Genomic DNA, 24,990 nt, shown 5'->3' with positions numbered 1-24,990 from the left:
AAACGCAAGGGTTTTCGGTTCGGTTCCTGTCCAAAGTGGAACACGTTGGCGGATCGGCAACACTTCCGATACATGCTATTTAACTTAGTAAAATCAATATCTTGTTCTGATATCCGATCAAGCCCCGGCCTCCATGCAGTGCTGGTATGCCAAAACTCGCAACTTCGTGATGGCGGGGCTAACCAAAAATCCACGCTTAAACGAAGCCTCTTCGAAAGCCGATTCGAAAGCCGAATCGCAATACGAATGGGAATAACGCGCCGTTGGCGGTGCGCGGCAGCCCGGATTGGGCTAGGCAAGAGGCGGCATTCTTCTATTGCGAGTAAGGGACAGCCGTGACGGTCATCGATTTCACAGCCTTCATCGGCCGCCTTGCCACCGCGTCCGGCGAAACCATCCTGCCGTTCTTCCGGACCTCGCTCTCGATCGACAACAAGAGCGCCAGCGACTTCGACCCGGTCACCGAAGCCGACCGAGCCGCTGAAGCGGTGATGCGCCGCCTGATCAAGGCCAATTTTCCCCAGCACGGCATCGTCGGCGAAGAATTCGGCAACGAGCGCGAGGACGCCGAATATGTCTGGGTCCTCGATCCGATCGACGGCACCAAATCCTTCATCGCCGGCTTTCCGATCTGGGGCACCCTGATTGCGCTGTTGCACAAGGGCACGCCGGTGTTCGGCATGATGCACCAGCCCTATATCGGCGAGCGCTTTTCCGGCGACTCTGGCTCGGCGCATTACTCCGGGCCATCCGGCGAGCGGCGGCTGACGGTGCGCCGCTGCGCGACGCTGAAGGAAGCGACCTCTTTCACCACGAGCCCCCTGCTGATGAACGCCTCGGACCGTGCGGCTTTCGGCCGGATCGAGGACGCGGTACGGCTGACGCGCTATGGCGGCGACTGCTATTCCTACTGCATGCTGGCGGCCGGCCATCTCGACCTCGTGGTCGAGACCGAACTCAAGCCCTATGACATCGCAGCCCTGATCCCGATCGTCACCGGCGCCGGTGGCGTCGTCACCAACTGGGAAGGCAAGCCCGCCCAGAGCGGCGGCCGCATCGTCGCCGCCGGCGACGCCCGCGTGCACGAGGCCGCGCTGAAGTTGCTCAATAGCTAGGTGCACAGCCCACCCAGAACCCCGATGGATGCATTGATCGTCGTCGATATGCAGGCCGGGCTGCTCAACGGGAAGCCGAAGCACGATCTGCACGGCGTTGTCGAACGCATCAACCGGCTCGCCGCAAGGGTCCGCGAACGGTCCGGCGTGGTGATTTTCGTGCAGCATTGCAGCGGCTCGGAAGACGATTTCGTGCCGGGCACGCCGGGCTGGGCGCTTCTGCCAGAATTCCAGCGCGCGGCGGCCGACATCGTCATTCGCAAGACCCTGAACGATCCCTTCGTCGGCACCGACCTCGCGGCGCGCCTGAAAGAGATTGCGCCGGAGCGCGTCTTGATCACCGGATGGGCAACCGATCTTTGCGTAGACGCTACCGTGCGGTCTGCCGTTTCAAACCATTACGATGTCGTCGTGGTAATGGACGCCCACACCCTGAACGACCGGCCCCACCTCGACGCCGCGAGCGTCATTCGTCACCACCACTGGGTCTGGAGCAATTTGATCACGCAGCGATCGGTCAGGCTCGCGCATACGGACGAACTTTTGATGTGATGCGCGTAGCTCCGGCCGCCACCAACGGGGGCCTTGCATCGAACAGTTCATCGCGTACGATGCCTTCGAACACGCACAATAGATGCGGGATCGGGGAGTATTCATGAGATTTCTGAGCGGGCTGTTTGCCGGACTAACGCTACTATCGTTGCCGGTATTGTTACCAGCCTTGGCTTCAGCGCAGGATTTCCCCGCAAAACCGATCAAGCTGGTTGTGCCGTTCCCCGCCGGCGGCCCCAACGACATCATCGCGCGCGTGATCGGCCAGCGCATGTCCGAGATTGCGAAGCAGCCGGTGCTGATCGACAACCGCGGCGGCCAGGGCGGCGTGCTCGGCACCGACGCGGTCGCCAAGGCCCCAGCCGACGGCTACACCATCGCGATCTCAAGCGCGGGCGCGCTCGCGATCAGCCCGAGCATGGAAAAGGTCGCCTACGATACGCTGAAGGATTTCGCGCCGGTGACGCTGGTCGCTACCGTACCCGAGATGCTGGTGGTCGCGACCAACGTCCCCGCCAAGGACATGAAAGAGCTGATTGCGCTTGCCAAGGCGCAGCCCGGGAAACTCAATTTCGCCTCGTCCGGTCCCGGCAGCCTGCCGCATCTGGCCGGCGAGCTGCTCAAGCTGACGGCCAACATCGACATCGTGCACGTGCCCTACCGCGGCGCCGCGCCGGCGGTGAACGATCTGCTCGGCCAGCAGGTGCAGATGACGTTCCTCGATTTGCCGGTGCTGTTGCCGCAGGTCAAGGCTGGCGCATTGCGGCCGATCGCGATCGGCGCGCCCGAGCGGGCGCCGACGGCGATGGAGGTACCGACCACCGCCGAGGCCGGGATGCCCGGCATGATCATCGAGAACTGGTATGGCATGGTGGCGCCCGCCGCCACCCCGCCGACGATCATAGCTAGCCTGCACAAGATCACGACCGAAGCGATGACCGATCCGACCGTGAAAGAAAAGCTCGCGGCCCAGGGCGCGACGCTGATCGGTGACGCGCCGGAACATTTCCGCGGCTTCATCGACAGCGAAATCAAGAAGTGGGCGAAGGTGATCAAGGACGCAGGGGTCGTGACGACGAAGTGAGCATCACGGCGCCAAACGCCCGTCTCGGTTTATTGGTGCACTAAAGACATAAATGGCCGGGACGTCCGACCCGGCCACGGCAAGTTACCGGAGGCTTCATGAAGGCTCTTCGCGTGCTTCTCACCGGATTGTCCGTGCTGCTGCCAGCGGCGGCGGCAGCGCAGGATTTCCCGAGCAAACCGATCCGGCTGATCGTACCGTTTCCAGCCGGCGGCCCGAACGACATCATCGCGCGCCTGGTCGGCCAGCGCATGTCGGAAATCACAAAGCAGCCGGTTCTGGTCGACAATCGCGGCGGCCAGGCCGGCGTGCTCGGCACCGATGCGATCGCAAAGGCGGCTCCCGACGGCTACACGATAGGCATCGTGAGCGCGAGTTCGCTGGTCATCAATCCGATCCTGGAGAAAGTGCCTTACGACGTCGCAAAGGATTTCGTGCCCGTCACGCTGGTGACGACAGTGCCGGAAATGCTCGTGGTCGCCAGCAACGTGCCCGCCAATAACATGAAAGAGCTGATCGCGCTCGCCAAGGCCCAGCCGGGGAAACTCAATTTCGCATCGGCCGGCGTCGGCGGTCTGCCGCATCTGGCCGGTGAACTGCTCAAGATGACGGCCAACATCGACATCGTGCACATTCCCTATCGCGGCGCCGCGCCCGCCATCAACGATCTGCTCGGCCAGCAGGTGCAGATGGCGTTCCTCGATTTGCCGGTGCTGCTGCCGCACATCAAGGCCGGCACCCTGCGCCCGATCGCCCTCGGCGCGCCCAACCGCGCGCCCACCTCGCCCGACGTGCCGACCACCGCGGAGGTCGGCATGCCCGATATCCTGATCGAAAATTGGTACGGCATGCTCGCGCCGGGCGGAACGCCCGAGCCGATCGTCACCATGCTGAACCGCGTCGCCAACGAGGCGATGAACGATCCGCAGGTCAAGCAGAAGCTCGCCGATCAGGGCCTGACGGTCGCCGGCAACACGCCGGCGCAGTTTCGCGACTACATCGGAACCGAGAGTCAAAAGTGGGCGCGCGTCATCAAGGCCGCCGGCCTTACCACGGGCAAATGACGGCCAACTTCCCTGTCAGGCATCAAGCAGGCGTCCGCGCAATTCGCCGAACGGAATCATGATGTGGGTTCGGAACGCTTCGCGCTCCCTTAGCGCGCGGTACCAGCGCTCCACGCCCGCGAGCTGCGGCCGCTCGATCTCGAGTTCGAAATACCGGTACAGCGACGTCCCTGCGGTAATGTCGGCGAGCGACAGCGTCTCGCCAAGCAGGAAAGACCGGCCTTCCAGCAACCGGTCCAGCTTGCCGAAATCCTTGGCGCACCGTGCCAGCGCGGCATTGATCGCCGGCCAGTTCCGCTTGTCGTCAGGCGTGCGATAGAAGCCCCAGAACACGCCGACCAGAAAATCGGGCTGCAGCGCGGTATGCGACCAGTCCATCCAGCCGTCGACGGCGGCGCGCGCGACGGGATCGTCCGACCAGAACCGTCCGGCGCCATGGCGCGCGGCAAGGTAGCGAAGGATCGCGTGCGATTCCCAGACCGTGGCGGCGTCGTCCCGGATTACGGGAATGCGGCCATGGGGATTCATCGCGAGGAAATCAGGCGTATCGAGCCCGCCAAATTGCCCCCCGGCATCGATATGTTCATGCGGCAGCTCGAGCTCGCCGATCAGCCACATGACCTTCTGGAGGTTGAAAGAACTGCGGCGTCCCCAGACCTTCAGCATTTCGTTCTCCCTTCATATGTTCAGCGTGGCGCAGATTTGCGGAGGTGCTCCGCCAATTGCTGCGCGGGCTTGGGCAGCGCCCGAAAGCTTCGCGCGCAGATCACGAGCTTCCGGTTGGCCCAGGAATCCCTGATCCTGACGACATTGATCTTCATCGATCGCGCGCATCGTTTTGCCGCGACTTCAGGCATCACACCAATCCCGATGCCGGCGGCGACCATCTGGCCGATCGCATCGAAACTGTTCAACCGCGCACGAAAGCGCAGTCGTGCGCCCAGACGCGCCGCGTGCCCGCTGATATGGGCATGCAGCGCGATCGAGCTGATCAGGCCGACGAAATCGCGCTTCACCACGTCGCCGAAATCGACCTGTCGCCGGGTCGCCAGTTCGTCCTCCCGCGCGGTGACCAGTACCAGACGATCTTCGCTGAACGGCATCCGCTCGATATTGTCCGGCAGCGCGTGTTCGGCGGCGAGCCCGAGATCAGCGGCATCAGTGACAATGGCACGGGCGATTTCAGAGCTTTCGCGCTCCTCGACGTCGATCGAGATATGGGGATGCTGGCTCAGGAAAGCGGCCAGCGTCTTCGGCAGATATTCCGAGAGCCCCGACGTGTTGGCGATGAAGCGCACGGTGGCTTTCGTTCCACGGGCAAAGGCCAGGAGATCGCCGCGCATCGCCTCTACATTGTGGAGCACGACCCTCGCGTGATCGAGCAGGTTTTCACCGGCAGGCGTCAGCTCGACGCCGCGACGGCCACGCGTCAGCAGCGCAACGCCGAGCGCCTCCTCCAGCCCCTTGATCCGCTCGCTCGCCGACGCCAGCGCCAGATGAACCCGTTGCGCGCCGTTGGTAATGCTGCGCGTCTCGGCCACCGCGACGAAGAGCTGAAGATCGACCAGATCGAAGCGCATCGGTATCCCTGACGTTGAAGCCGTCATTGCGAGCGCAGCGAAGCAATCCATGTCGCCACACGCGGGGAGGTGGATTGCTTCGTCGCTTCGCTCCTCGCAATGACGGACGGGGGCTCTCAAGCCTTCGGTATAGCCGAAAGCTATCTCCGTAATCTCCAGATTGTGCCCGTTATGCCGATAGGTCAATGTCGTCCCATGTTCGATTCCCTGCTTCTCCTCGTTACTGCCGCCTTCCTACTCGCGGGCTTCGTGAAGGGCGCACTCGGCCTCGGCCTGCCGACGGTGTCGATGGGCCTGCTTGCGGTGTCGATGCCGCCGGCCCAGGCGATCGCCATCGTCATCGTGCCGGCGATCGTCACCAACATCTGGCAAACCTTCGGCGGTCCCTATCTGCGCGATATTTTCCGGCGGCTATGGCCATTGCTGGCCGGAACGGCCGCCGGCATCTGGCTCAATGCAGGGTCGCTGACCGGGCCCTATGCGCGCTACACCACCATCGCGCTCGGCCTGTTGCTGGCAATAAACGCCATCATTGGCCTCTGCAAATTCGATTTCACCATCGCGCCCCGGAACGAAAAATGGGTCGGCGGCATCGTCGGGCTGATCACCGGCATGATTTCGGCGGCAACCGGCGTGCAGGTCATTCCGTCGGTGCCATTCCTGCAGGCGATCGGCATGGAGAAGGAAGAGCTGATCCAGGCGTTGGGCGTGTTCTTCACGGTGGCGACCCTGGCGCTTGGCCTCAACCTCACCGGCGCCGGTCTATTGACGGCCGCAACCGCACTGCCCGGCGCGGTCGCCATGGCAGCGTCCTTTGCCGGCATGTTTATCGGACAGGCGGTACGGACGCGGCTGCAGCCGGATGTCTTTCGGCGCTGGTTCCAGATCGGCATGATTGTTCTCGGTCTCTATCTCACCAGCAATGCGCTTGCGAAACTGATGTCGTAACTAAAGCCACGCAGGAAATCCCGAGAATTCCTTGCGAAGAAATTCTCCGATAGGCAGACAGCCGAACCTAGCGCGCCTCCAGCATCGCGACGCGGATGCCGAGATAGACGAACAGCCCCCCGAGAGCCCGGTTGACCCAGGCCATCGCGCCGGCCGATTGCCGGATGCGGCCGGCGGCCCTGGCCGCGAAGGCGGCAAGGCCGAAGCACCACAACGTGCCGCTGGTGATGAAGATCAGCCCGAGCACCAGGAAGGCCAGCGTCTTGTGGACAGATTCCGCCGCCACGAATTGCGGCAGGAACGCCAGGAAGAACAGCGCCACCTTCGGATTGAGCACGTTGGTCAGGGCGCCCTGCCAGAACACGCGGGCAAGCGACGTCTCGTTGCCTTCCCCGGCCGCCTCCGCCAGCGGACGCGAATGTGACAGCAACATCTGGATGCCCGTAAACAACAGATAGGCGGCACCGGCCCATTTCAGCACCGTGAAGGCGGCGGACGACGCCATCAACAGCGCCGACAGGCCGATGGCGGCGCCGAACACGTGAACGAGGCAGCCGACGCTGATCCCCGTCGCCGCCGCCGCCCCGCCGCGCCATCCGAACTGGATGCCGCGGCCGATAATATAGGCGGTGTCCGGCCCCGGGGTGACATTGAGCAGTAATCCCGACAGGATGAACAGCCAGAGTTCGTGAATGCCGAGCGTTTCAACCATCGTTGCCGGGTTCCCTTGCAGCCTGAGGGCCTTATTTGGGCGCGTGCCCAATTCGTGAGGTTGCAGTACTATCATGAGAAAATTGGGCTTTCCCCAGATCGCGCATATTTTATAAACATTGGAATCGGTTGGTGGACCACGTAGTGGTTATCCGCCATTCCGGCGCCGTTGGGGATATAGTGGGGACATGGAAAGACGCCTGGCAGCCATCGTCTGTGCTGACGTCGCCGGCTATTCCCGCATGATGGGAGCCGACGAGGCGGGGACGCACGCCACGTTCAAGGCCCATCGAAGCGCGATCTATCCGTTCATCCTCAATCACGGCGGCCGCCTGGTGAAGAACACCGGCGACGGCTTCCTGCTGGAATTCCCCAGCATCGTCGGGGCCATCGAGGCCGCGATCGCGATGCAAATTGTGATGGCCGAGCGAAACGATCACCTCCCCGCCGATCGCATCATGCAGTTCCGCATGGGCATCCACATGGGGGATGTGATGGCCGACGAAGACGAAGTGTTCGGCGACGACGTCAACATCGCCGTCCGGCTCGAATCGGTCGCCGCCCCCGGCGGCCTGGCGGTTTCGGGCAAGGCCTGTCATGAGGCCGGCAAACGTCTCAGCGTCCCCCTGGTCGATGCCGGCCCGCACCGGTTCAAGAACATCGAGGAGCCGATCCACGTCTGGACCTGGCAACCCGCCGGAAACGACAACGCAGGCCGGGGCGTCCAGAGAGGCTCGACCGAAACGTCGGTCGCGAACCTTCCAGCCCAGTATCGCACCGCTATCGTGGGCGTGCTCCCGTTTGCGAATTTGAGCGAAAGCGCCGACGAGTATTTTTCCGACGGGCTCACCGAGGACCTGATCCACGCGCTTTCGCTGCAATCGTTCTACCGGGTGCTGAGCCGGAACTCGACCTTCCCGTTCAAGGGCAAAAGCCTGAGCACGCGCCTGATCGCGCGCGAGATCGACGCGAGCTACCTGATCCAGGGCTCGGTGCGACGCGCCGGAACCAAGATTCGCATCACCGCTGAGCTGATTGCGCCGGAGACCGGTGAGCAGTTATGGACCGGCCGGTTCGACCGCGACATGGGCGACCTGTTCGCCATGCAGGACGAGATCACCACCAGCCTGTCGGCGGCGATCGCGGCCGAGATCTACCGGGCGGAAGCATCCGCCCCGCCGCGCTCGAACTCGAACGACCTCACCGCCTGGGATCGTTTCCTGAAAGGGCTCTCCTACTACTATTTGCAGACGCAGGCCGATCTCGAAACCTCGATCAGTTTGTTCAAGGAAGCCATCGCGCTCGATCCGACATTGTCGATCGCCCGCGCCTATCTCGCCACGATCCAGATCCAGGGCATCCAGTTCGGATGGATCCGGAGCACCCGCGAAATGTTTGACTACGCAATGAGTCTTGCGGAAAGCAGTGTCCGGCTCGATCCCCGTTCGTCCTTTGCCTTCCAGACTCTCGCCTATCTGAACGCAGCGGGAGGGCACCACGAGACGGCGATGGATGCCGCCAAGCGGGCGGTCGGGCTCAATCCGTATGATATGGGCGCCCGCGGCGTGCTTGGGATTTGTCATCTTGTGTCCGGCGAACACCGACCCGCGATCGAACTGTTTACGATGGCAGCGCAGAGCGGCAACAACGATCCCCGGTATCAATGGGCGGCCGTCAACGCGTTCAGCCACTACCTGCTCGGGCAGTACGATGCTTCGCTGTCCTGGGCGCGGGAGCAGCTCTACACCAATCCCAATATGCTTCAGGCACTCGCGATCCGCGCGGCGGCGCTCGCCCAATTGGGACGAAATTCGGAGGCGGCAACGGCGGCCGAGGTTCTGCTCAGCAACTATCCCAGCCTTACTGTCGATCGGCATTTGCGCAATTTCCACTGGAAGCTGCCGGCCGACATCGCCCATTACCGCGACGGCCTTGTGAAGGCCGGCATTCCTTTCAGCCGACTGACCCTCGTCGAACCCTCGCCAAAGCTCGCCGCAGATTCCTGAGCGTGTGCAAGCCGGTCGGTTGACATGGCGTCGAATTCCGCCAAACTTGCCCACACGCTGAAGTAGCGCGCCACCGAATTCCCTTTTTCAGAACCGTCACCCGCTTCGCCTTGGCAGCGGACCGATTTTCATACTTGGCGCTTTGAGGATTTGAAGCCATGTCGGACACCCCCATCCGTACTGCTCCGGGCACCACGCCAGCCGGGCAGATCCCCGTTTCATCCAACAATCCCTGCCCGTTCTTGCGCGCGCTGGTCGCCAATGGCTACGTCGGCGGCCACGTCGTGCCGCTTTCAAAACTCTCCGAAATGATCGGGGCTGCGAGCGGTGAAACGGGACCTGCCGAAAAGAAGGTGCGGCTGGAGACCTGGATGGTCGCCGTCATTGCAAACGGCCTCGGGCCGCTGCGCGTGTTGAAGAGCGCGACCTCCGGCGCGGTTCTCGACGAGCTGCGCGATGGCCCACTCGACAAGCACGGCGGCGGCTCGCGCATTCTCGACGTCGATGCGAAGGTCCATGAGGACGAAATCGCCCGGCTCGCCGGCTTCGGCAAGGACCGCAACGATCCTGCCGGCGGCGTCGAGCGCGGCCTGACGGCGAAAGAGATCGACACCTTCATGAAGGCCAATATCAAGCGCGACGGCGCTGCGGCGCACTGGTACTATCCTATGCTCATGAAGGGCGAATGGCCGGTGCTGCTGAAAATCCTCGGCAAGGGCGAAGGCGAAGAGCGTTACCTCAGCGTCGCGGAAGTCAGGACCCTGTTCGTCGAACGCCGGCTGCCCGATCGGATTACGGCACGGCTGCCGAAGCCGGCCCCGCGTTGAGCCTCACTTGAACAGCGGCGTGCCCGGCACGAAGGCGTCGAACGCCGCCCAGAATTGCGCGCGGTAGCGGTCCTGCTCCTGCAGGATCTCGTGCCGGGAGCCCGCGATCACCAGATGCGAGCCGGCGCGCAGATGGTAGGCGAATTCCTCGATCGCTGCTGTGGAAACAATGGTGTCGTTGCTGGCTGCGAGCATCAGGATCGGCTGGCGGATTTCAGACGGGTAGTTGATGCCACGAAAGGTATGCATCGCCCTGAACGCGGTATCGGCCCAGGCCACTGTCGGCGAGCCGAGGCCGAGCGTCGGGTCTTCTTCCAGGATGGCTGCGTTGCGGGCGTAGCGTACGGGATCGCTGGTGAAGGGGTTGTTGATGAAGGATTCCGTTCCGGTCAGCGCATCGCTGCCGCCGGGCACGTAGCGGCCGCCCTGCCCCATCAGCCGCATGACCCGCAGCAACGTCCGCGTCGGGAACGCGGTCCGGCGCCCCGGCAGGTCGATCATCGGCGCCGACAGCACCATGCGGTCAAACCAGCGTTTTCCCGCATGCGCGACCCGCAGCATGACCGCGCCGCCCATCGAATGCGCCAGCGCGAAAAAGGGCGGTGGGCAATCCGGCAGCACCACCTGCTGCACGAAGGTTTCGACGTCGACCTCGTAATCGGAGAAGTCGCGAACATAGCCCTTGCGCGGATCGCGCAGGCGGCGCGAGGAATGCCCCTGGCCGCGCCAGTCGATCATCGCCACCGCAAATCCGCGATCGCGCAAGTCCCGCACCGTCTCGAAATATTTCTCGATCGACTCGCTCCGCCCGGTGAAAACGCAGACCGTGCCCTTGCGTCCCGCCGGCGGCGCCCAGCGCGCGAACCGCAATTCCGCGCCGTCGGGCGTCTTGATGGTGCCTGAGACGACGTCCTCCGGAACCGGATTAGCGGGGATAGAGACGAGCGTCATGAGGAGAAACCGGCTAGGTGAAAAGGGCTGGAAATCAAGGGTGGGGAGCGTCGAGAACGAGCTGTTTGGCCCCTCTTGAACGCCGTTTCACCCCTCCCATATCATTTCTGTGCAGGCCGCTACCAGTGTTTCGGGCTCGAAACGCAAAGGCTGCACGAAGACTAGGCCCGGCCCGATGGCGGGCGGGTAACTGAAACAGTCGCTCAATGGAGGACTACCTATGCGTACCTACGATCTCACTCCGTTTTATCGTTCCACCGTCGGCTTCGACCGCTTCTTCAACCTGCTCGATCAGGTGACGTCAGACGGCAGCCCCGGTTATCCCCCCTACAACATCGAGCGCACCGGTGAGAACGCCTACCGCATCAGCGTTGCGGTCTCCGGCTTCTCACAAGGCGAGCTTTCGATCGTCGCGAAGGAAAACACGCTGACGATCAAGGGCGAGAAAACCGCCAACGAGAACGGCAAGGACAATTCGGAAGTGCTCTACCGCGGCATCGCGGCGCGTGCCTTCGAGCGCATCTTCCAGCTTGCCGATTTCGTGCAGGTGAAGAACGCCTCGCTCGAGCATGGCCTGCTCCACGTCGATCTCGTCCGCGAGATCCCCGAGGCCAAGAAGCCGCGCAGCATTCCGATCAACTCCGGCGCGCAGACCCCGCAGGTGGTCGACGCTTCGGTCGCCGCGTAACGCGGCCAAGGTTTTCGGCCGGTATTGGCAGAACGCGAAAACGCCCCGGGAAACCGGGGCGTTTTTTGTTGCCGTTGTCCCTGAGATCGCAAGGCGATGCCGGAGTTACTCGAGCCCCTGCATCGTGGGCATGTCCTGGGTCGGTGCAATCTGCGGGGCGGGCTTGGCTGAAACCGAGCCTGTTGTCACCGGGGCGGCCGCCTGCACTTCGGCCGGCTTCGGGGCAGGGGCTGCCGCCTGCTGGATCGGCGCCGGCACGGGGGCGGGTTTGGCGGCAAGCGGCTTTGCCTTCGGCATCGGCACGGTGCGGGTCGCAACATGAGCGGCTGGCCGTGACGGCGGCGCTGAACCCTCGACATGGGCCTGCGGCGGCGGAGCCGCGGAGGGTCCGCCGAGGGCGCTCTGGTCTTCGTAGTAATTATCGCCCATCCCGCGGGCCGGCACGAAACGGATAATCCGGCCGTTGCGCGCGTCGATCACCAGCCGGCCGTCCGCGCCGCCGTGGTCAATCACCGCAATCGTGTAGACGAAGCCGCGGAGCCTTGGGATGCCGAGCGGGGAGAATCCATTGTCGCGCAGCACGGAGTAGACTTCTAACGAGGGCAGCAGGCTTGGGCTGTCTCCGTAGCGCAGCCCGGGTTCGAAGTGCGGCCCGGGAACCGGGCGCGGCGCCACCGCATAGGGGGCGCCGAAATCCGATGCCGCCGTGTATGGGGGGCGTCCGTTCTCGTAAGGTCCGGGCACCTGCGCCTGCGCGCTGCCCGCAAGAAGGACCAGTCCCGCCGCTAAAGATCCCGTGAACAACTTCATCCGAAAGCTCCTGTAAGCCCCGCAGCCGCCGGGCCCGAGCGGGAGCATTTCGCTCTCTCGCCTGCCGGCCCAAGCCTCGAATTTCAGTGCGAAATCCGGCAGACCTTGGGCCGGATCGCGGCGCCGCTGCCGCAAACGCCCGACGGCGGGTTTTTCCCCGGCCACCAAGCGCCGATCCGCATGCGGGCGAGGACTTTCACGCGCTTGTGTGATAGACAAAAATTTGGCATGGTCGGAGTTAGGACAGTATCGCTGTCTTAATTGCGGGGCGGTCTCGGCACAGGGATTGCAACGAAACCGTGGCGCTACGAGCTCCAGGGCAGTGCAGGCAAGGCCGTTCCTCAGGGACGTTGAACGCCCAGGCCTGAATTTAAGAAATTGCGGCTCGCGGCGGACGAGCGGTGGCCCGGTGGGTGCCGCAAGCGCCCAAGGTGCGCCGACGATGCGGTGAGGCCCTTAGCCTTTTTGAGAGGAATGAGATGAGCGGGTCGGAATTCGAGCGCGAAAATTTCGTGGCAGAAACCCTGTCGGCGACCGCGGCTTCGAAACCGGCCGACATCGCGCGCGAACATACTTGGCGCCCGCCGGCCGAGGGCTTGTACGACCTCAGCATGGAGAAGGATGCCTGCGGCGTCGGCTTCATCGCCAACATCAAGGGCAAGAAGTCACATCAGATCGTCTCCGACGCGATCAACATTCTGTGCAACCTCGAACATCGCGGCGCTGTTGGCGCCGATCCGCGCGCCGGCGACGGTGCCGGCATTCTCGTGCAAATTCCGCACGCCTTCTTCTCGCGCAAGGCAGCCGAGATCGGCTTCCAGCTGCCGGAGCCGGGCCACTACGCGATCGGTGCGCTGTTCATGCCGAAGGAAACGGCTTGGCGGAAGGTGATCCAGAGCATCGTCGCCGAGCAGATAAAGGAAGAGGGCCTGCTGCTGCTCGGCTGGCGCGACGTGCCGTCCGACAACTCCTCGCTCGGCGAAACCGTCAAGCCGACCGAACCCTATCACATGCAGGTATTCATCGGCCGCAACGGCACGGCGAAGACCGAGGAGGAATTCGAGCGCAGGCTCTACATTCTGCGCAAGTCGATCTCGCAGGCGATCTATCAGCGCCGTGACCGCGGGCTGGCGGGCTATTACCCGGTCTCGCTGTCGTGCCGCACCGTGATCTACAAGGGCATGTTCCTCGCCGACCAGCTCGGCAAGTATTATCCCGATCTGCACGAAAAGGATTTCGAAAGCGCGCTGGCGCTGGTGCATCAGCGCTTCTCGACCAACACCTTCCCGACCTGGTCGCTGGCGCATCCGTACCGGATGATCGCCCACAACGGCGAAATCAACACGCTGCGCGGCAACGTCAACTGGATGGCGGCGCGCCAGGCCTCCGTGCATTCGGAGCTCTACGGCAAGGACATCAGCCGACTGTGGCCGATCTCATATGAAGGCCAGAGCGACACCGCCTGCTTCGACAACGCGCTCGAATTCCTGGTGCAGGGCGGCTACTCGCTGCCGCACGCCGTCATGATGATGATTCCGGAAGCGTGGGCCGGCAATCCCCTGATGGATGAGACGCGCCGCGCCTTCTACGAATATCACGCCGCCCTGATGGAGCCGTGGGACGGCCCCGCCGCGATCGCCTTCACCGACGGCCGCCAGATCGGCGCCACCCTCGACCGCAACGGACTGCGTCCGGCGCGCTACCTCGTCACCAAGGACGACCGCATCGTGATGGCGTCCGAAATGGGCGTGCTGAAGATCCCCGAGGACCAGATCGTCACCAAGTGGCGGCTGCAGCCCGGCAAGATGCTGCTGGTCGACCTCGAACAGGGACGCCTGATTCCCGACGACGAGATCAAGGCGACGCTCGCCAAGAGCCATCCCTACAGCGACTGGCTGCATCGCACCCAACTCGTGCTGGAGGAATTGCCCGACGCGCCCACCAAGGGCATGCGCTCGAACCTGCCGCTCTTGGACCGGCAGCAGGCGTTTGGCTACAGCCAGGAAGACGTCACCATCCTGATGACGCCGATGGCCGCCACCGGCGAGGAAGCCGCCGGCTCGATGGGCAACGACACGCCGATCTCGGCGCTGTCGGACCGGCCGAAGCCGCTGTTCACCTATTTCAAGCAGAACTTTGCACAGGTCACCAATCCGCCGATCGATCCGATCCGCGAAGAGCTCGTGATGAGCCTCGTCTCTATCATCGGGCCGCGGCCGAACCTGTTCGACCTGCAGGGCATGGCCTCGACCAAGCGGCTCGAAGTGCGCCAGCCGATCCTGACCGATGCGGACCTGGAAAAGATCCGCTCGATCTCCGATATCGCGGACACCCATTTCAAGTCGCGCACGCTCGACACCACCTTCCATGCCGGCTTCGGCGCGGCGGGCATGGAGCAGGTGCTCGACGAACTCTGCGCGCGCGCCGAAGGCGCGGTGCGCGAAGGCGTCAACATCATCATCCTGTCGGACCGCATGGCGGGCTCGGACCGGATTCCGATCCCCTCGCTGCTCGCCTGCGCCGCCGTGCATCATCATCTGATCCGCACGGGATTGCGCACCTCGGTTGGTCTCGTCGTCGAATCCGGCGAGCCGCGCGAAGTGCATCATTTCGCCTGCCTGGCCGGCTACGGCGCCGAGGCGATCAATCCGTACCTGGCGTTCGAGACCATCATCGCGATGAAGGATCGGCTGCCGGGCTCGCTCGACGACTACGAGATCGTCAAGCGCTACATCAAGTCGATCGGCAAGGGCCTCTTGAAGGTGATGTCCAAGATGGGCATCTCGACCTACCAGTCCTATTGCGGCGCGCAGATTTTTGACGCCGTCGGACTGAAGGCGGATTTCGTCACCAAGTATTTCGCCGGCACCCATACCCGCATCGAGGGCGTGGGCCTGGCCGAGATCGCCGAGGAAACCGCGCGCCGCCACACCGACGCGTTCGGCGACGCCCAGGTCTACAAGACCGCGCTCGATGTCGGCGGCGAATACGCCTACCGCACCCGCGGCGAGGACCATGCATGGACCGCGGAATCTGTCTCCACGCTGCAGCACGCCGTGCGCGGCAATTCGCAGGAGCGTTACCGGGCGTTCGCAAAAATCCTCAATGAGCAGTCCGAGCGGCTTTTGACGCTGCGCGGCCTGTTCCGGCTCAAGACCGCCGAGGACGAGAAGCGCAAGCCGGTAAAGCTTGATCAGGTCGAGCCGGCGGCCGAAATCGTCAAGCGTTTCGCCACGGGCGCGATGAGCTTCGGCTCGATCTCGCGCGAGGCGCACACCACGCTCGCGATCGCCATGAACCGGATCGGCGGCAAGTCGAACACCGGCGAAGGCGGCGAAGAGGCCGATCGCTTCAAGCCGCTGCCGAACGGCGACAGCATGCGCTCGGCGATCAAGCAGGTCGCCTCGGGCCGTTTCGGCGTGACGACGGAGTATCTCGTCAACTCCGACATGATGCAGATCAAGATGGCGCAGGGCGCCAAGCCCGGCGAAGGCGGCCAATTGCCCGGCCACAAGGTCGACGCGACCATTGCGCGCGTGCGGCATTCGACGCCGGGCGTCGGTCTCATTTCGCCGCCGCCGCATCACGACATCTATTCGATCGAGGATCTGGCGCAGCTCATCTACGACCTCAAGAACGTCAATCCGGACGGTCAGGTTTCGGTCAAGCTGGTCTCCGAAATCGGCGTCGGCACGGTGGCCGCGGGCGTTGCGAAAGCGCGCGCCGACCACGTCACCATTGCAGGCTTCGAGGGCGGCACCGGTGCCTCCCCCCTGACCTCGATCAAGCACGCAGGCTCGCCGTGGGAAATCGGCCTTGCCGAAACCCACCAGACGCTGGTGCGCGAGCGGCTGCGCAGCCGCATCGTGGTGCAGGTCGACGGCGGCTTCCGCACCGGACGCGACGTCGTGATCGGCGCGTTGTTGGGCGCGGATGAATTCGGCTTCGCCACCGCGCCGTTGATCGCGGCCGGCTGCATCATGATGCGCAAGTGCCATCTCAACACCTGCCCGGTCGGCGTCGCGACGCAGGATCCGGTGCTGCGCAAGCGCTTTACCGGCCAGCCCGAGCACGTCATCAACTACTTCTTCTTCGTCGCCGAGGAAGTGCGCGAGATCATGGCGCAGCTCGGCTACAAGAAGTTCGACGAGATGGTCGGCCAGACCCAGATGCTCGATCAGTCGACGCTGGTGGCGCACTGGAAGGCCAAGGGGCTCGACTTCTCAAAACTCTTCGTCCGCCAGAAGGAAGAGAAGGGCCAGAAGATCTATCACGCCGAGGCCCAGAACCATCATTTGGAGAAGGTGCTCGACCGCCGCCTGATCGAGAAGGCGCAGGCCGCGCTCGACCGTGGCGCGCCGGTGAAAATCGAGGAAGAGATCAACAACACCGACCGCTCCGCCGGCGCGATGCTGTCGGGTCAGGTCGCCACGATCTACGGCCATGCCGGGCTGCCGCATGACACCATTCATGTCAGCCTGAAGGGCACGGCGGGCCAGGCGTTCGGCGCGTGGCTGGCGCGCGGCGTCACCTTCGATCTCGAAGGTGAAGGCAACGACTATGTCGGCAAGGGCCTGTCCGGCGGCCGCATCATCGTCAAGCCGCCGCGGAATTCCGGCATCGTGCCGGAAGAATCCATCATCGTCGGCAACACGGTGATGTATGGCGCGATCGAGGGCGAATGTTATTTCCGCGGCATCGCCGGCGAGCGCTTCGCGGTGCGTAACTCCGGCGCGATCGCGGTGGTCGAAGGCGCCGGCGACCATTGCTGCGAATACATGACCGGCGGCATCGTCGTGGTGCTGGGCAAGACCGGGCGCAACTTCGCGGCCGGCATGTCGGGCGGCATCGCCTATGTGCTGGACGAGGCCGGCGACTTCGAGAAGCTGTGCAATCTCTCGATGGTCGAGCTCGAGCCGGTGCTTTCGGAAGAGCTGATCAACGCCGGCACCTACAATCACTCCGGCGATCTTGAGGCGCATGGCCGGGTCGATGTGTTCGCCAATCTGCTGGAGTCCGATATCGAGCGGCTGCACATCCTGATCACGCGTCACGCCAAGCTGACCGGCTCGAAGAAAGCGGCCGAGATCCTCGCCGACTGGAAGACGTGGCTCCTGAAATTCCGCAAGGTGATCCCGGTGGAGTACCGCCGTGCGCTGAAGGAATTGAAGGCGAACGCCGACGCCGAGCCGAAAATCGCGATCGGGGCTTAGTTACACGAGCCCGTCATTGCGAGCGCAGCGAAGCAATCCATAGCTCCACAAGCCGAACCATGGATTGCTTCGTCGCCAGCGCTCCTCGCAATGACGGAGGCGTGACGGGAAGAAACAAGACGAACGAGAGATTCAGGGACGTCAGTTTTTATGGGCAAGATCACAGGTTTTCTCGAAATCGACCGGCATGACCGCAAGTATGCGCCGGTCGCCGATCGTGTGAAGCATTATCGCGAATTCGTCATTCCCCTGAGCGAGAAAGACACCCGCGACCAGGCCGCGCGCTGCATGAATTGCGGCATTCCCTATTGCCACGGCACCGGCTCGGTGGCGCCGGGCACGCCGGGCTGCCCGGTCAACAACCAGATCCCCGATTTCAACGACCTCGTCTATCAGGCCAACTGGGAAGAGGCCTCTCGCAACCTGCACTCGACCAATAATTTCCCCGAGTTCACCGGCCGCATCTGCCCGGCCCCCTGCGAGGCGTCCTGCACGCTCAACATCGACGACAACCCGGTCACCATCAAGACCATCGAATGCGCCATCGTCGATCGCGCCTGGGACAATGGCTGGCTGAAGCCGGAGATTGCGCCTATCAGGACCGGCAAGAAGGTCGCGATCGTCGGCTCCGGGCCCGCGGGACTTGCGGCTGCGCAGCAGCTCGCGCGCGCCGGCCACGACGTCCACATCTACGAAAAATTCGCCAAGGCCGGCGGATTGCTTCGTTACGGCATTCCCGACTTCAAGATGGAAAAGCACGTCATCGACCGCCGCGTGGCGCAGATGGAAGCCGAGGGCGTGACGTTCCATTACGGCGTTCATATCGGCGGCACGTCCGAGGGTGCGATCGATCCGCGCGAGCTGCTTGCCCAGTATGACGCAGTGGCATTGACCGGCGGCGCCGAAGCCGGCCGCGATCTGCCGATCCCCGGCCGCGACCTCGACGGCATCCATTTTGCGATGGACTTCCTGCCGCAACAAAATCGCCGCGTCTCCTCCGAGCCGCTCGGCGACGTCAAGGAGATTCTCGCCGAAGGCAAGCATGTCGTCGTGATCGGCGGCGGCGACACCGGTTCGGACTGCATCGGAACTTCATTCCGGCAGGGCGCGAAATCCGTCACACAACTGGAAATCATGCCGGCGCCGCCCGAGCACGAGAACAAGGGCGTAACCTGGCCGAACTGGCCCCTGAAGATGCGGACCTCGTCGAGCCAGGCCGAAGGCGCCAAGCGCGAATTCGCGGTGTTGACGCAAAAATTCTCCGGCGAGAACGGCAAGGTGCAGAAGTTGCATTGCGTCCAGGTCGATGAAAAGTTCAAGCCGATCGCCGGCACCGAATTCGAACTCGACGCCCAGCTCGTGCTGCTCGCCATGGGCTTCGTGCATCCGGTGCACGAGGGCATGCTGAAGAACCTCGGCGTCGATCTCGACCAGCGCGGCAACGTCCGCGCCAACACGCATGACTACCAGACCTCATTGCCCAACGTGTTCTCCGCCGGCGACATGCGCCGCGGGCAGTCACTGGTGGTGTGGGCGATCCGCGAAGGCCGGCTGTGCGCGCGGGCGATCGATCAGTATCTGATGGGGACGACGACGCTGCCGCGGTAGCTCCGCCGTCATCACCCGCCTTGTGCGCAATTGCGCACTGGGGCGGGTGATCCAGTATTCCAGAGACCATCGTGAAATCCGGATAAGCCGCGGCGTACTGGATGCCCCGCCTGCGCGGGGCATGACGAGTGGGGGCGAACGCCCCCTTCAGTTCTGCACTCTCACGCCCAGCATCACCACCGTTGACACCGTGCTATTCCCCGGCAAATTCGAATCCAGCCAGTCGCGACGCAGCGTGCCCCTGAGCCAGAGGTTGCGGTTCATCTTGTAGATCGCTTCACCCAACAGCGTGTAGATCTTGTCGCGCCTGGGATTGCCCTGATAGTCGAGATCGCCCCAGGTGAACTTGCCGATCGCGGTCAGCCAGCGGCGGAAGTCGTGATCGACCTCGGCGGTGTAGATGTGCGTCAGCACACCCGAGGTGCCGGGCAGCGTGGTCTCCGTGATCGTGGTGTCGGAGTAGAACTTTGCCGTCGTCAGCGGCGTCGCGGTCCAGACCAGCGAGGACGAGACCAGCAGGCCTTCGAGGCGATTGAGCCTCGGATCGGCATAATCGCGCGCGGCGTAGCCGACGCCGATTTCGCCGGTCAACAGCCGCGAGAATTCGAAGCTGGTGCCACCCTTGACATAGCCGCCATTGGAGTCGCGCGCAAAGCCGGCGCGGTCGAGCCTGAGGTCATGCACGCGGCTGTCGCCCTGCACCTCCACGAACGGCTTCAGGCCGGGCCGCAGATCATAGCTGACGCGGCCGACGCCGCCGTACTGGGTGAAGTTGCGGTCGTCATTGGTGCTTGACGTGCCGTCGGTGAGTTTTGAGTTGGTGTAGTCGGTGCGGTCGACAGTGGCGCCGGCGGAAACCTGTAGCCGGTTGAAGCTCTGATCGACGCCCAAGGTACCGCCGACCGTGGTGTAGATCGGATATCTGGCGAGGCCCGCCTGCACGTTCGGGCTGCCGGGATTGTCGGTCGAGACAAACAGCCGCCCCTGCGCGCCCAGGCGGGTGTCGCGGCTGACATCGAGCCGACCATCGACATGGCCGATGAAATTCGGCCGATCGATATCCAGCGGCGCCGACAGCGGCGTACCGTCAGCGTTCGGCGTGAGATTGCTACCGTAACCGGTGAAGGAGCCGCGGAGATCGGCGACCAGCGCGTGACGTTCCCAGTCGGAGACCGCGAGAAATTCCGGCGCGATCACATAGAATGGCTTGGCTTGTGCTGCTGCTAGCCGGCCGGGATTGGTATCGTAGCCGCCGGAGAACTCGACGGCCGATTTGATCAGAAAGCTGCCGGCGTAGTCGCCGACCGCGCCGAACGGATCGTCGTCGATCCTGAGGCGCTTGCGTGACGGCTGTCCCACCACCGTGCCCGCCATAGCGGGCGGGATCGGCGTTTTGTGCGCCGACTCCGACGGCGGAATCGAAAGCCGCAGCCGCGTGTTCGACGCAATCGGTGGCGGTGGACTACCGGGACCGACCGGCGGCTTCGGCCTGGCCTGCCCCGGATAATATTTCGGCTTCTTGCGCTTGCGGTTGAGCGAGTCGTAACCGGTATCGGCGGCGCCGTTCGCCGCCGGCAGGCCGTATTTCGGGATCTGTCCGATCCGCGACAGCGCGGGCCTGTTCTTGTCGTTGTCCTGCAGCTTCGGATTGTTGAGCGGGTCGTTCGCCTCCGCCGCGGTCCGGCGCAGTGGCGAATCCGGCGACGTCACCTGGCTGGCGCGCGTCGAGCTGAACAGGTCCGGCGTGACGGTTTGCGCGGTCGCTGCGGTTCCCGATAGCGCCATCAGCACAAGGCACGGCAAGGCTACGCGAAAGACGCGCGCGCGGCTGTTCCGGCCCGTTGCTGGCCTGGCCCTCACGACAAGAAATACTCCAACAAAAACAGATGCTTGATTGTTGCGCCCCGAGCGCCCGCAGGATCACGTCGTTAATGGAGTTAAAACAATTATGGTTAATGAGCCGTTGAGAGCGCCGCCGTGCGCGTCGCATCGCGGGACAGGCCATGCTAAGGAAGGGCCCGGGGGCAACGCCCCTTCTTCCCTGGAAACAGACATGGCTAATCCGAACCCGCTGATGGCAAAATCATCCGGCACTGACGCCGCCGTTCAGTCGGCCCTGCGTACGCTCGACGCCGAGGGCAGCGGGATCGCCGCGATCACGGCAGCGCTGCAATCCGACCTCCACGCGCCCTTCACCGCGGCCGCCGATCTCATCAGGAACGCCAAGGGACGGCTGATCGTCACCGGGCTCGGCAAGTCAGGCCATATCGGCCGCAAGGTCGCCGCGACCTTTGCCTCCACCGGCACGCCCGCCTTCTTCGTCCACGCCGCGGAAGCCAGCCATGGCGATCTCGGCATGATCACGGCGGACGACGTCATCCTGGCGCTGTCATGGTCCGGCGAGCAGCCGGAGATGAAAAACCTGATCAGCTACGCCGCGCGGTTCCGGATTTCCGTGATCGCGATGACGGCGGAGCGGGAATCCTCGCTCGCGAAGGCGGCCGACATCGCGCTGACGCTGCCAAAGGCGCGCGAGGCCTGTCCGCATAATCTCGCCCCCACCACCTCCTCGCTGATGATGCTGGCGCTTGGCGACGCGCTGGCGATCGCGCTGCTGGAAGGCCGCGGATTTACCTCGACCGATTTCAGCGTGCTGCATCCCGGCGGCAAGCTTGGCGCGATGCTGAAATATACCCGCGACCTCATGCACGCGAGCGACGCAGTGCCGCTGAAGCCGCTGGGCACAAAAATGTCCGACGCGCTGGTCGAGATGACCTCAAAAGGTTTTGGCTGCGTCGGCATCGTCGATGCCCGTGGGCATATTGTCGGCATCGTCACCGACGGCGATTTGCGCCGCCACATGGGCCCCGATCTGATGACGGCCACCGTCGACGAGGTGATGACGAAAAACCCGAAGACGATCGACCGCGACGTGCTGGCCGGCGAGGCGCTGGAGATCCTCAACTCCTCGAAGATCACGACGCTGATCGTGACCGACGCCGGCAAGCCGGTCGGCATCGTGCATCTGCACGATTTTCTGCGCGCGGGCGTGGCGTAGGTTCAATCTCTCCCCGTCATTGCCTGCGACAAACGCGAAGCGTTTGCGCAAGGGAGCAACGCGACGAAGCAATCCATCCCTCCGCTTGCGGCGAGATGGATTGCTTCGCTTCGCTCGCAATGACGAGTCAGGCCTTCGGAAACCTCACCGCCTTGTCCTCCAGCGGCAGCGCCAGGCCGTTCGCGAGATACGATACGGTGCGATAGAATCCGCACAGCAGGATGATCTCCAATATCTTCGCATCATCGTAATGCGCCGACAGCGCCGCGAATTCGGCGTCGCCGAGCGTTGCGCGGTCGTGCAGCGCGTCGACGGCCGCGATCAGCGCCTGCTCAGCCTCCGACCAGCAGGCCTCGGTGGCGCCGCCATGCACGGTGGCGCCGACCTGCTCTTCGGTCAGGTGTGCGGCAGCCGCAAACGCCGCGACGTGCACGCCCCATTCGTACTCGCATCCGGTTCGCGCGCAGGTGCGGTCGATAACGATCTCGCGCTCCCGCAACGACAGCGGCCCGCGATCCAGCAGGCTGCCGGCGCGGAATTTTTCCCAGGCGCGGGCGTTGCTTGCCATGACGCGAAACAGCACCAGCGGCGGCGCGCCGCGCATGATGCGGTCGAACTGCTCGGCAATATCAGGTGCATAAGGCGGCTCAAGCGGCGCGATGCGTGGCGCGGTCTGTGACATCGGCGGACTCCCGTGCTACAAATAGCGTAGCAACACGCTACATTATTTGTAGCAACATGCAAGAGGGCATTCGATGCCGAAACCGGCCGCCACCATCAAGAAAACTGCCGTTCGCGGCTCCAGGACCGGCCGGCCGGTCATGGCCCTGCTCGATCTATTGGGCCGCCGCTGGACGTTGCGGATCGTATGGGAGCTGCGCGATGTCCCGCTGACCTCGCGCGCGCTGCGCACCGCCTGCGACGACGCCTCGCCGACGGTTGTTCAGGCCCGGTTGTCGGAGCTGCGCGAGGCCGGCCTCGTCGAACTGCTGGCCGGCGACGGATATCGCCTCACCCCACTGGGCAGGGAACTGATGGAAAGCTTCCTGCCCCTGCATCACTTCGCCGAGCGGTGGAGCAAGCGAGTGGCAAGCTAAGCCGCCGCCACCGTCAGGCTCGCGCCATCGGCCTGCACGACCTTGACGCGGCTGCCGGCTGGCGCGTCGGGGCCGGCGACGCGCCAGATCGTGTCGTCGATCCGCACCGTGCCTGTCCCGTCGACGATCGGCCTCTCCAGGGTGAATTCGCGGCCGATCAGGGCTTCAGTGCGCTTGTTGAGGAATGGATTGCTCGCGCTGCGGCTGGACGCGCTGCGCGCAAAGTGGCGCCACGCCGGCACGGCGGCGACCGCGAACACCGCAAACATCAGGAGCTGCGTCTGCCAGGACGGGTTGATCGCAAACGACACGAGCCCGACCAGCAGCGCCGCGAGCCCGAGCCAGAACATGAAGACACCCGGTGCCAGGAGCTCCAGCGCCATCAGGATGAAGCCGAAGATCAGCCAGTTCCAGGTGCCCAGGGTAGAAAACATCTCGGCCATGACACGAACCTCTAATCAGCGAGAATGAACTTCCGCATCGATGCTCACCGTTGCGGCGCGACCGGCGGTGGCGTCGGTCCGGTGTTCGGCACCGAGGACGTCCGCCGTGCAGCGGCTGCCGCGGAGGCCGCGCTTTCGCCGAAGGTGGCCTTGGCGATCTCGCCGATGCCGGCAAGCGATCCCAAAATGCTCATCGCTTCGATCGGCAGCATGATGACCTTCTGGTTCGGCGAATCCGCAAGCTGCCCGAACGCCTTGATGTATTTGTCGGCGATAAAATAGTTCAGCGCGGCGACGTCGCCCTTGGCGATGGCTTCGGAGACCATCTGCGTCGCCTTGGCCTCGGCTTCGGCCGAGCGCTCGCGCGCTTCAGCGTCGCGGAACGCAGCCTCCTTGCGACCTTCGGCCTGCAGGATCTGGCCCTGCTTGGCGCCTTCGGCGCGCAGGATTTCCGACTGGCGCTGGCCCTCGGCCTGCAGAATGTCGGCGCGCTTGACGCGCTCGGCCTTCATCTGCCGTCCCATCGCTTCCACCAGATCGGCCGGCGGCACGATGTCCTTGATCTCGATGCGGTTGACCTTCAGCCCCCACGGCGACACTGCAGCATCGACCACGCGCAGCAGCCGCTCGTTGATCTCGTCGCGATGCGATAGCACCTGGTCGAGGTCCATCGATCCCATCACCGAACGGATGTTGGTCATGGTCAAAACGATGATCGCCTGCTCGAGATTGGCGACCTCGTAGCTCGCCTTCGCCGCGTCGAACACCTGGAAGAACGCGACGCCGTCCACCGTCACGGTGGCGTTGTCCTTGGTGATCACCTCCTGCTCGGGAATGTTGATCACCTGCTCCATCATGTTCATCTTGCGGCCGACGCGATCGAAATAGGGAATGATGAGGTTGAGCCCCGGCGCCAGCGTGCGGGTGTATTTGCCGAACCGCTCGATGGTCCAGTCATAGCCCTGCGGCACCGTCTTGACGCCCGCGAACAGGGTGACGATGACGAGCAGAACAAATGCGATCGCGAAGATGTCGAAACCCGTCATAAAGTCCTCCAAAGCCGGCAAGGTGCGTTGCCGGGCGCGGTCGTCCATAGGTCTGCAACGCAGCGGCGCCGGTTCACGCCGGCCGTTCTCAACTCATGGTTATATAGCTGGGGAACGTTTTGCCGGCCACCAGATGTTCGCGGATCCGAACCGCCGCCGGCTTATCCAATTATTTTTTGCGGTTAATTC

20 protein-coding genes and 1 pseudogene are annotated in these 24,990 nt (G+C 63.8%); 12 read left to right on the top strand and 9 right to left on the bottom strand.

The features are described from left to right. The first annotated feature begins 335 nt into the window (after window positions 1–335). The 4 genes from hisN (at window position 336) to V1283_RS43120 (ending at window position 3,815) form a co-directional block, all read left to right on the top strand. Entirely contained in the window at window positions 336–1,115 is a 780-nt protein-coding gene (hisN, locus tag V1283_RS43135; protein WP_334392655.1) for a histidinol-phosphatase, read from the top strand. A gap of 24 nt (window positions 1,116–1,139) precedes the next feature. Further along, window positions 1,140–1,667, top strand: a complete 528-nt coding sequence (locus tag V1283_RS43130) for an isochorismatase family protein (RefSeq protein WP_334392654.1) — start codon at window positions 1,140–1,142, stop codon at window positions 1,665–1,667. A gap of 103 nt (window positions 1,668–1,770) precedes the next feature. Then, window positions 1,771–2,751: a tripartite tricarboxylate transporter substrate binding protein gene (locus V1283_RS43125; RefSeq protein WP_334392653.1), complete on the top strand. Its 981-nt coding sequence runs from the start codon at window positions 1,771–1,773 to the stop codon at window positions 2,749–2,751. Window positions 2,752–2,849: 98 nt separating this feature from the next. Further along, window positions 2,850–3,815, top strand: coding sequence for a Bug family tripartite tricarboxylate transporter substrate binding protein (locus V1283_RS43120; RefSeq protein ID WP_334392652.1), 966 nt, complete (start codon window positions 2,850–2,852; stop codon window positions 3,813–3,815). A gap of 15 nt (window positions 3,816–3,830) precedes the next feature. Here V1283_RS43120 and V1283_RS43115 read toward each other — a convergent pair whose 3' ends face one another. Further along, the gene (locus V1283_RS43115) at window positions 3,831–4,481 is read right to left on the bottom strand and encodes a glutathione S-transferase family protein (protein ID WP_334392651.1); all 651 of its coding nucleotides are present in this window, start codon (window positions 4,479–4,481) and stop codon (window positions 3,831–3,833) included. 20 nt (window positions 4,482–4,501) lie between these two features. Next, complete coding sequence (locus V1283_RS43110) at window positions 4,502–5,395, bottom strand: LysR family transcriptional regulator (protein ID WP_334392650.1); 894 nt, start codon at window positions 5,393–5,395, stop codon at window positions 4,502–4,504. A gap of 195 nt (window positions 5,396–5,590) precedes the next feature. Between V1283_RS43110 and V1283_RS43105 the strand changes: the two genes are divergently transcribed. Then, window positions 5,591–6,343: a sulfite exporter TauE/SafE family protein gene (locus V1283_RS43105; RefSeq protein WP_334392649.1), complete on the top strand. Its 753-nt coding sequence runs from the start codon at window positions 5,591–5,593 to the stop codon at window positions 6,341–6,343. A gap of 67 nt (window positions 6,344–6,410) precedes the next feature. On the opposite strand, the gene V1283_RS43100 is transcribed toward V1283_RS43105, so the two are convergent. Then, a complete protein-coding gene (locus tag V1283_RS43100) occupies window positions 6,411–7,055 on the bottom strand; it encodes a LysE family translocator (RefSeq protein ID WP_334392648.1) in 645 nt (214 codons plus the stop codon). A 187-nt stretch (window positions 7,056–7,242) separates the two neighbouring features. Here V1283_RS43100 and V1283_RS43095 point away from each other — a divergent pair, with 187 nt between their 5' ends. Both V1283_RS43095 and V1283_RS43090 read left to right on the top strand, forming a co-directional pair. Next, window positions 7,243–9,060, top strand: coding sequence for an adenylate/guanylate cyclase domain-containing protein (locus V1283_RS43095; RefSeq protein WP_334392647.1), 1,818 nt, complete (start codon window positions 7,243–7,245; stop codon window positions 9,058–9,060). Between the two features lie 158 nt (window positions 9,061–9,218). Beyond that, a pseudogene (locus V1283_RS43090) lies at window positions 9,219–9,878 on the top strand (di-heme-cytochrome C peroxidase); the annotation flags it as partial. Window positions 9,879–9,890: 12 nt separating this feature from the next. On the opposite strand, the gene V1283_RS43085 reads toward V1283_RS43090, so the two are convergent. Then, a complete protein-coding gene (locus tag V1283_RS43085) occupies window positions 9,891–10,838 on the bottom strand; it encodes an alpha/beta hydrolase (protein WP_334392646.1) in 948 nt (315 codons plus the stop codon). A gap of 220 nt (window positions 10,839–11,058) precedes the next feature. Between V1283_RS43085 and V1283_RS43080 the strand changes: the two genes are divergently transcribed. Then, window positions 11,059–11,526, top strand: a complete 468-nt coding sequence (locus V1283_RS43080; protein WP_334392645.1) for an Hsp20 family protein — start codon at window positions 11,059–11,061, stop codon at window positions 11,524–11,526. A 105-nt stretch (window positions 11,527–11,631) separates the two neighbouring features. Here the strand turns inward: V1283_RS43080 and V1283_RS43075 are convergent, their stop codons facing one another. Beyond that, on the bottom strand, window positions 11,632–12,336 hold the full coding sequence (locus tag V1283_RS43075) for a hypothetical protein (protein WP_334392644.1): 705 nt from the start codon (window positions 12,334–12,336) through the stop codon (window positions 11,632–11,634). A gap of 479 nt (window positions 12,337–12,815) precedes the next feature. Between V1283_RS43075 and gltB the strand changes: the two genes are divergently transcribed. Both gltB and V1283_RS43065 read left to right on the top strand, forming a co-directional pair. Next, window positions 12,816–17,549 carry a glutamate synthase large subunit gene (gene gltB, locus V1283_RS43070; RefSeq protein ID WP_334392643.1) on the top strand — a complete coding sequence of 1,578 codons (4,734 nt, stop codon included), beginning with the start codon at window positions 12,816–12,818 and terminating at the stop codon, window positions 17,547–17,549. Between the two features lie 150 nt (window positions 17,550–17,699). Continuing rightward, window positions 17,700–19,157 (top strand): glutamate synthase subunit beta, encoded by a 1,458-nt coding sequence (locus V1283_RS43065; protein ID WP_334392642.1) that lies wholly within the window; start codon window positions 17,700–17,702, stop codon window positions 19,155–19,157. A gap of 147 nt (window positions 19,158–19,304) precedes the next feature. Here V1283_RS43065 and V1283_RS43060 read toward each other — a convergent pair whose 3' ends face one another. Further along, the gene (locus V1283_RS43060; RefSeq protein WP_334392641.1) at window positions 19,305–21,017 is read right to left on the bottom strand and encodes an outer membrane beta-barrel protein; all 1,713 of its coding nucleotides are present in this window, start codon (window positions 21,015–21,017) and stop codon (window positions 19,305–19,307) included. A 193-nt stretch (window positions 21,018–21,210) separates the two neighbouring features. Between V1283_RS43060 and V1283_RS43055 the strand changes: the two genes are divergently transcribed. Next, window positions 21,211–22,215 (top strand): KpsF/GutQ family sugar-phosphate isomerase, encoded by a 1,005-nt coding sequence (locus V1283_RS43055; protein WP_334392640.1) that lies wholly within the window; start codon window positions 21,211–21,213, stop codon window positions 22,213–22,215. 127 nt (window positions 22,216–22,342) lie between these two features. Here the strand turns inward: V1283_RS43055 and V1283_RS43050 are convergent, their stop codons facing one another. Continuing rightward, window positions 22,343–22,897 carry a carboxymuconolactone decarboxylase family protein gene (locus V1283_RS43050; protein ID WP_334392639.1) on the bottom strand — a complete coding sequence of 185 codons (555 nt, stop codon included), beginning with the start codon at window positions 22,895–22,897 and terminating at the stop codon, window positions 22,343–22,345. Between the two features lie 73 nt (window positions 22,898–22,970). On the opposite strand from V1283_RS43050, the gene V1283_RS43045 reads away from it, so the two are divergent. Further along, window positions 22,971–23,312 (top strand): winged helix-turn-helix transcriptional regulator, encoded by a 342-nt coding sequence (locus V1283_RS43045; RefSeq protein WP_334392638.1) that lies wholly within the window; start codon window positions 22,971–22,973, stop codon window positions 23,310–23,312. Here V1283_RS43045 and V1283_RS43040 read toward each other — a convergent pair. Further along, window positions 23,309–23,755: an NfeD family protein gene (locus V1283_RS43040; protein WP_334392637.1), complete on the bottom strand. Its 447-nt coding sequence runs from the start codon at window positions 23,753–23,755 to the stop codon at window positions 23,309–23,311. The genes V1283_RS43045 and V1283_RS43040 overlap by 4 nt on opposite strands. 44 nt (window positions 23,756–23,799) lie before the next feature. Further along, window positions 23,800–24,801, bottom strand: coding sequence for an SPFH domain-containing protein (locus V1283_RS43035; protein WP_334392636.1), 1,002 nt, complete (start codon window positions 24,799–24,801; stop codon window positions 23,800–23,802). Window positions 24,802–24,990 lie beyond the last annotated feature (189 nt).

Source organism: Bradyrhizobium sp. AZCC 2262 (assembly GCF_036924535.1).
In the GTDB taxonomy this organism is placed as follows: Bacteria; Pseudomonadota; Alphaproteobacteria; order Rhizobiales; family Xanthobacteraceae; genus Bradyrhizobium.
Note: the sequence above shows the minus strand (reverse complement) of the source record. Positions and strands in the feature narration are given on the sequence as shown.

Excerpts from the sequence above, each read along its gene's own strand:
- V1283_RS43120 (WP_334392652.1), top strand. The coding sequence starts at position 2,850 with ATGAAGGCTCTTCGCGTGCTTCTCACCGGATTGTCCGTGCTGCTGCCA.
- V1283_RS43095 (WP_334392647.1), top strand. The coding sequence starts at position 7,243 with ATGGAAAGACGCCTGGCAGCCATCGTCTGTGCTGACGTCGCCGGCTAT.
- V1283_RS43050 (WP_334392639.1), bottom strand. The coding sequence starts at position 22,897 with ATGTCACAGACCGCGCCACGCATCGCGCCGCTTGAGCCGCCTTATGCA.
- V1283_RS43085 (WP_334392646.1), bottom strand. The coding sequence starts at position 10,838 with ATGACGCTCGTCTCTATCCCCGCTAATCCGGTTCCGGAGGACGTCGTC.
- V1283_RS43130 (WP_334392654.1), top strand. The coding sequence starts at position 1,140 with ATGGATGCATTGATCGTCGTCGATATGCAGGCCGGGCTGCTCAACGGG.
- V1283_RS43105 (WP_334392649.1), top strand. The coding sequence starts at position 5,591 with ATGTTCGATTCCCTGCTTCTCCTCGTTACTGCCGCCTTCCTACTCGCG.
- V1283_RS43110 (WP_334392650.1), bottom strand. The coding sequence starts at position 5,395 with ATGCGCTTCGATCTGGTCGATCTTCAGCTCTTCGTCGCGGTGGCCGAG.
- gltB (WP_334392643.1), top strand. The coding sequence starts at position 12,816 with ATGAGCGGGTCGGAATTCGAGCGCGAAAATTTCGTGGCAGAAACCCTG.
- V1283_RS43075 (WP_334392644.1), bottom strand. The coding sequence starts at position 12,336 with ATGAAGTTGTTCACGGGATCTTTAGCGGCGGGACTGGTCCTTCTTGCG.
- V1283_RS43125 (WP_334392653.1), top strand. The coding sequence starts at position 1,771 with ATGAGATTTCTGAGCGGGCTGTTTGCCGGACTAACGCTACTATCGTTG.
- V1283_RS43065 (WP_334392642.1), top strand. The coding sequence starts at position 17,700 with ATGGGCAAGATCACAGGTTTTCTCGAAATCGACCGGCATGACCGCAAG.
- V1283_RS43040 (WP_334392637.1), bottom strand. The coding sequence starts at position 23,755 with ATGGCCGAGATGTTTTCTACCCTGGGCACCTGGAACTGGCTGATCTTC.
- V1283_RS43055 (WP_334392640.1), top strand. The coding sequence starts at position 21,211 with ATGGCTAATCCGAACCCGCTGATGGCAAAATCATCCGGCACTGACGCC.
- V1283_RS43100 (WP_334392648.1), bottom strand. The coding sequence starts at position 7,055 with ATGGTTGAAACGCTCGGCATTCACGAACTCTGGCTGTTCATCCTGTCG.
- V1283_RS43045 (WP_334392638.1), top strand. The coding sequence starts at position 22,971 with ATGCCGAAACCGGCCGCCACCATCAAGAAAACTGCCGTTCGCGGCTCC.
- V1283_RS43080 (WP_334392645.1), top strand. The coding sequence starts at position 11,059 with ATGCGTACCTACGATCTCACTCCGTTTTATCGTTCCACCGTCGGCTTC.
- V1283_RS43115 (WP_334392651.1), bottom strand. The coding sequence starts at position 4,481 with ATGCTGAAGGTCTGGGGACGCCGCAGTTCTTTCAACCTCCAGAAGGTC.
- V1283_RS43035 (WP_334392636.1), bottom strand. The coding sequence starts at position 24,801 with ATGACGGGTTTCGACATCTTCGCGATCGCATTTGTTCTGCTCGTCATC.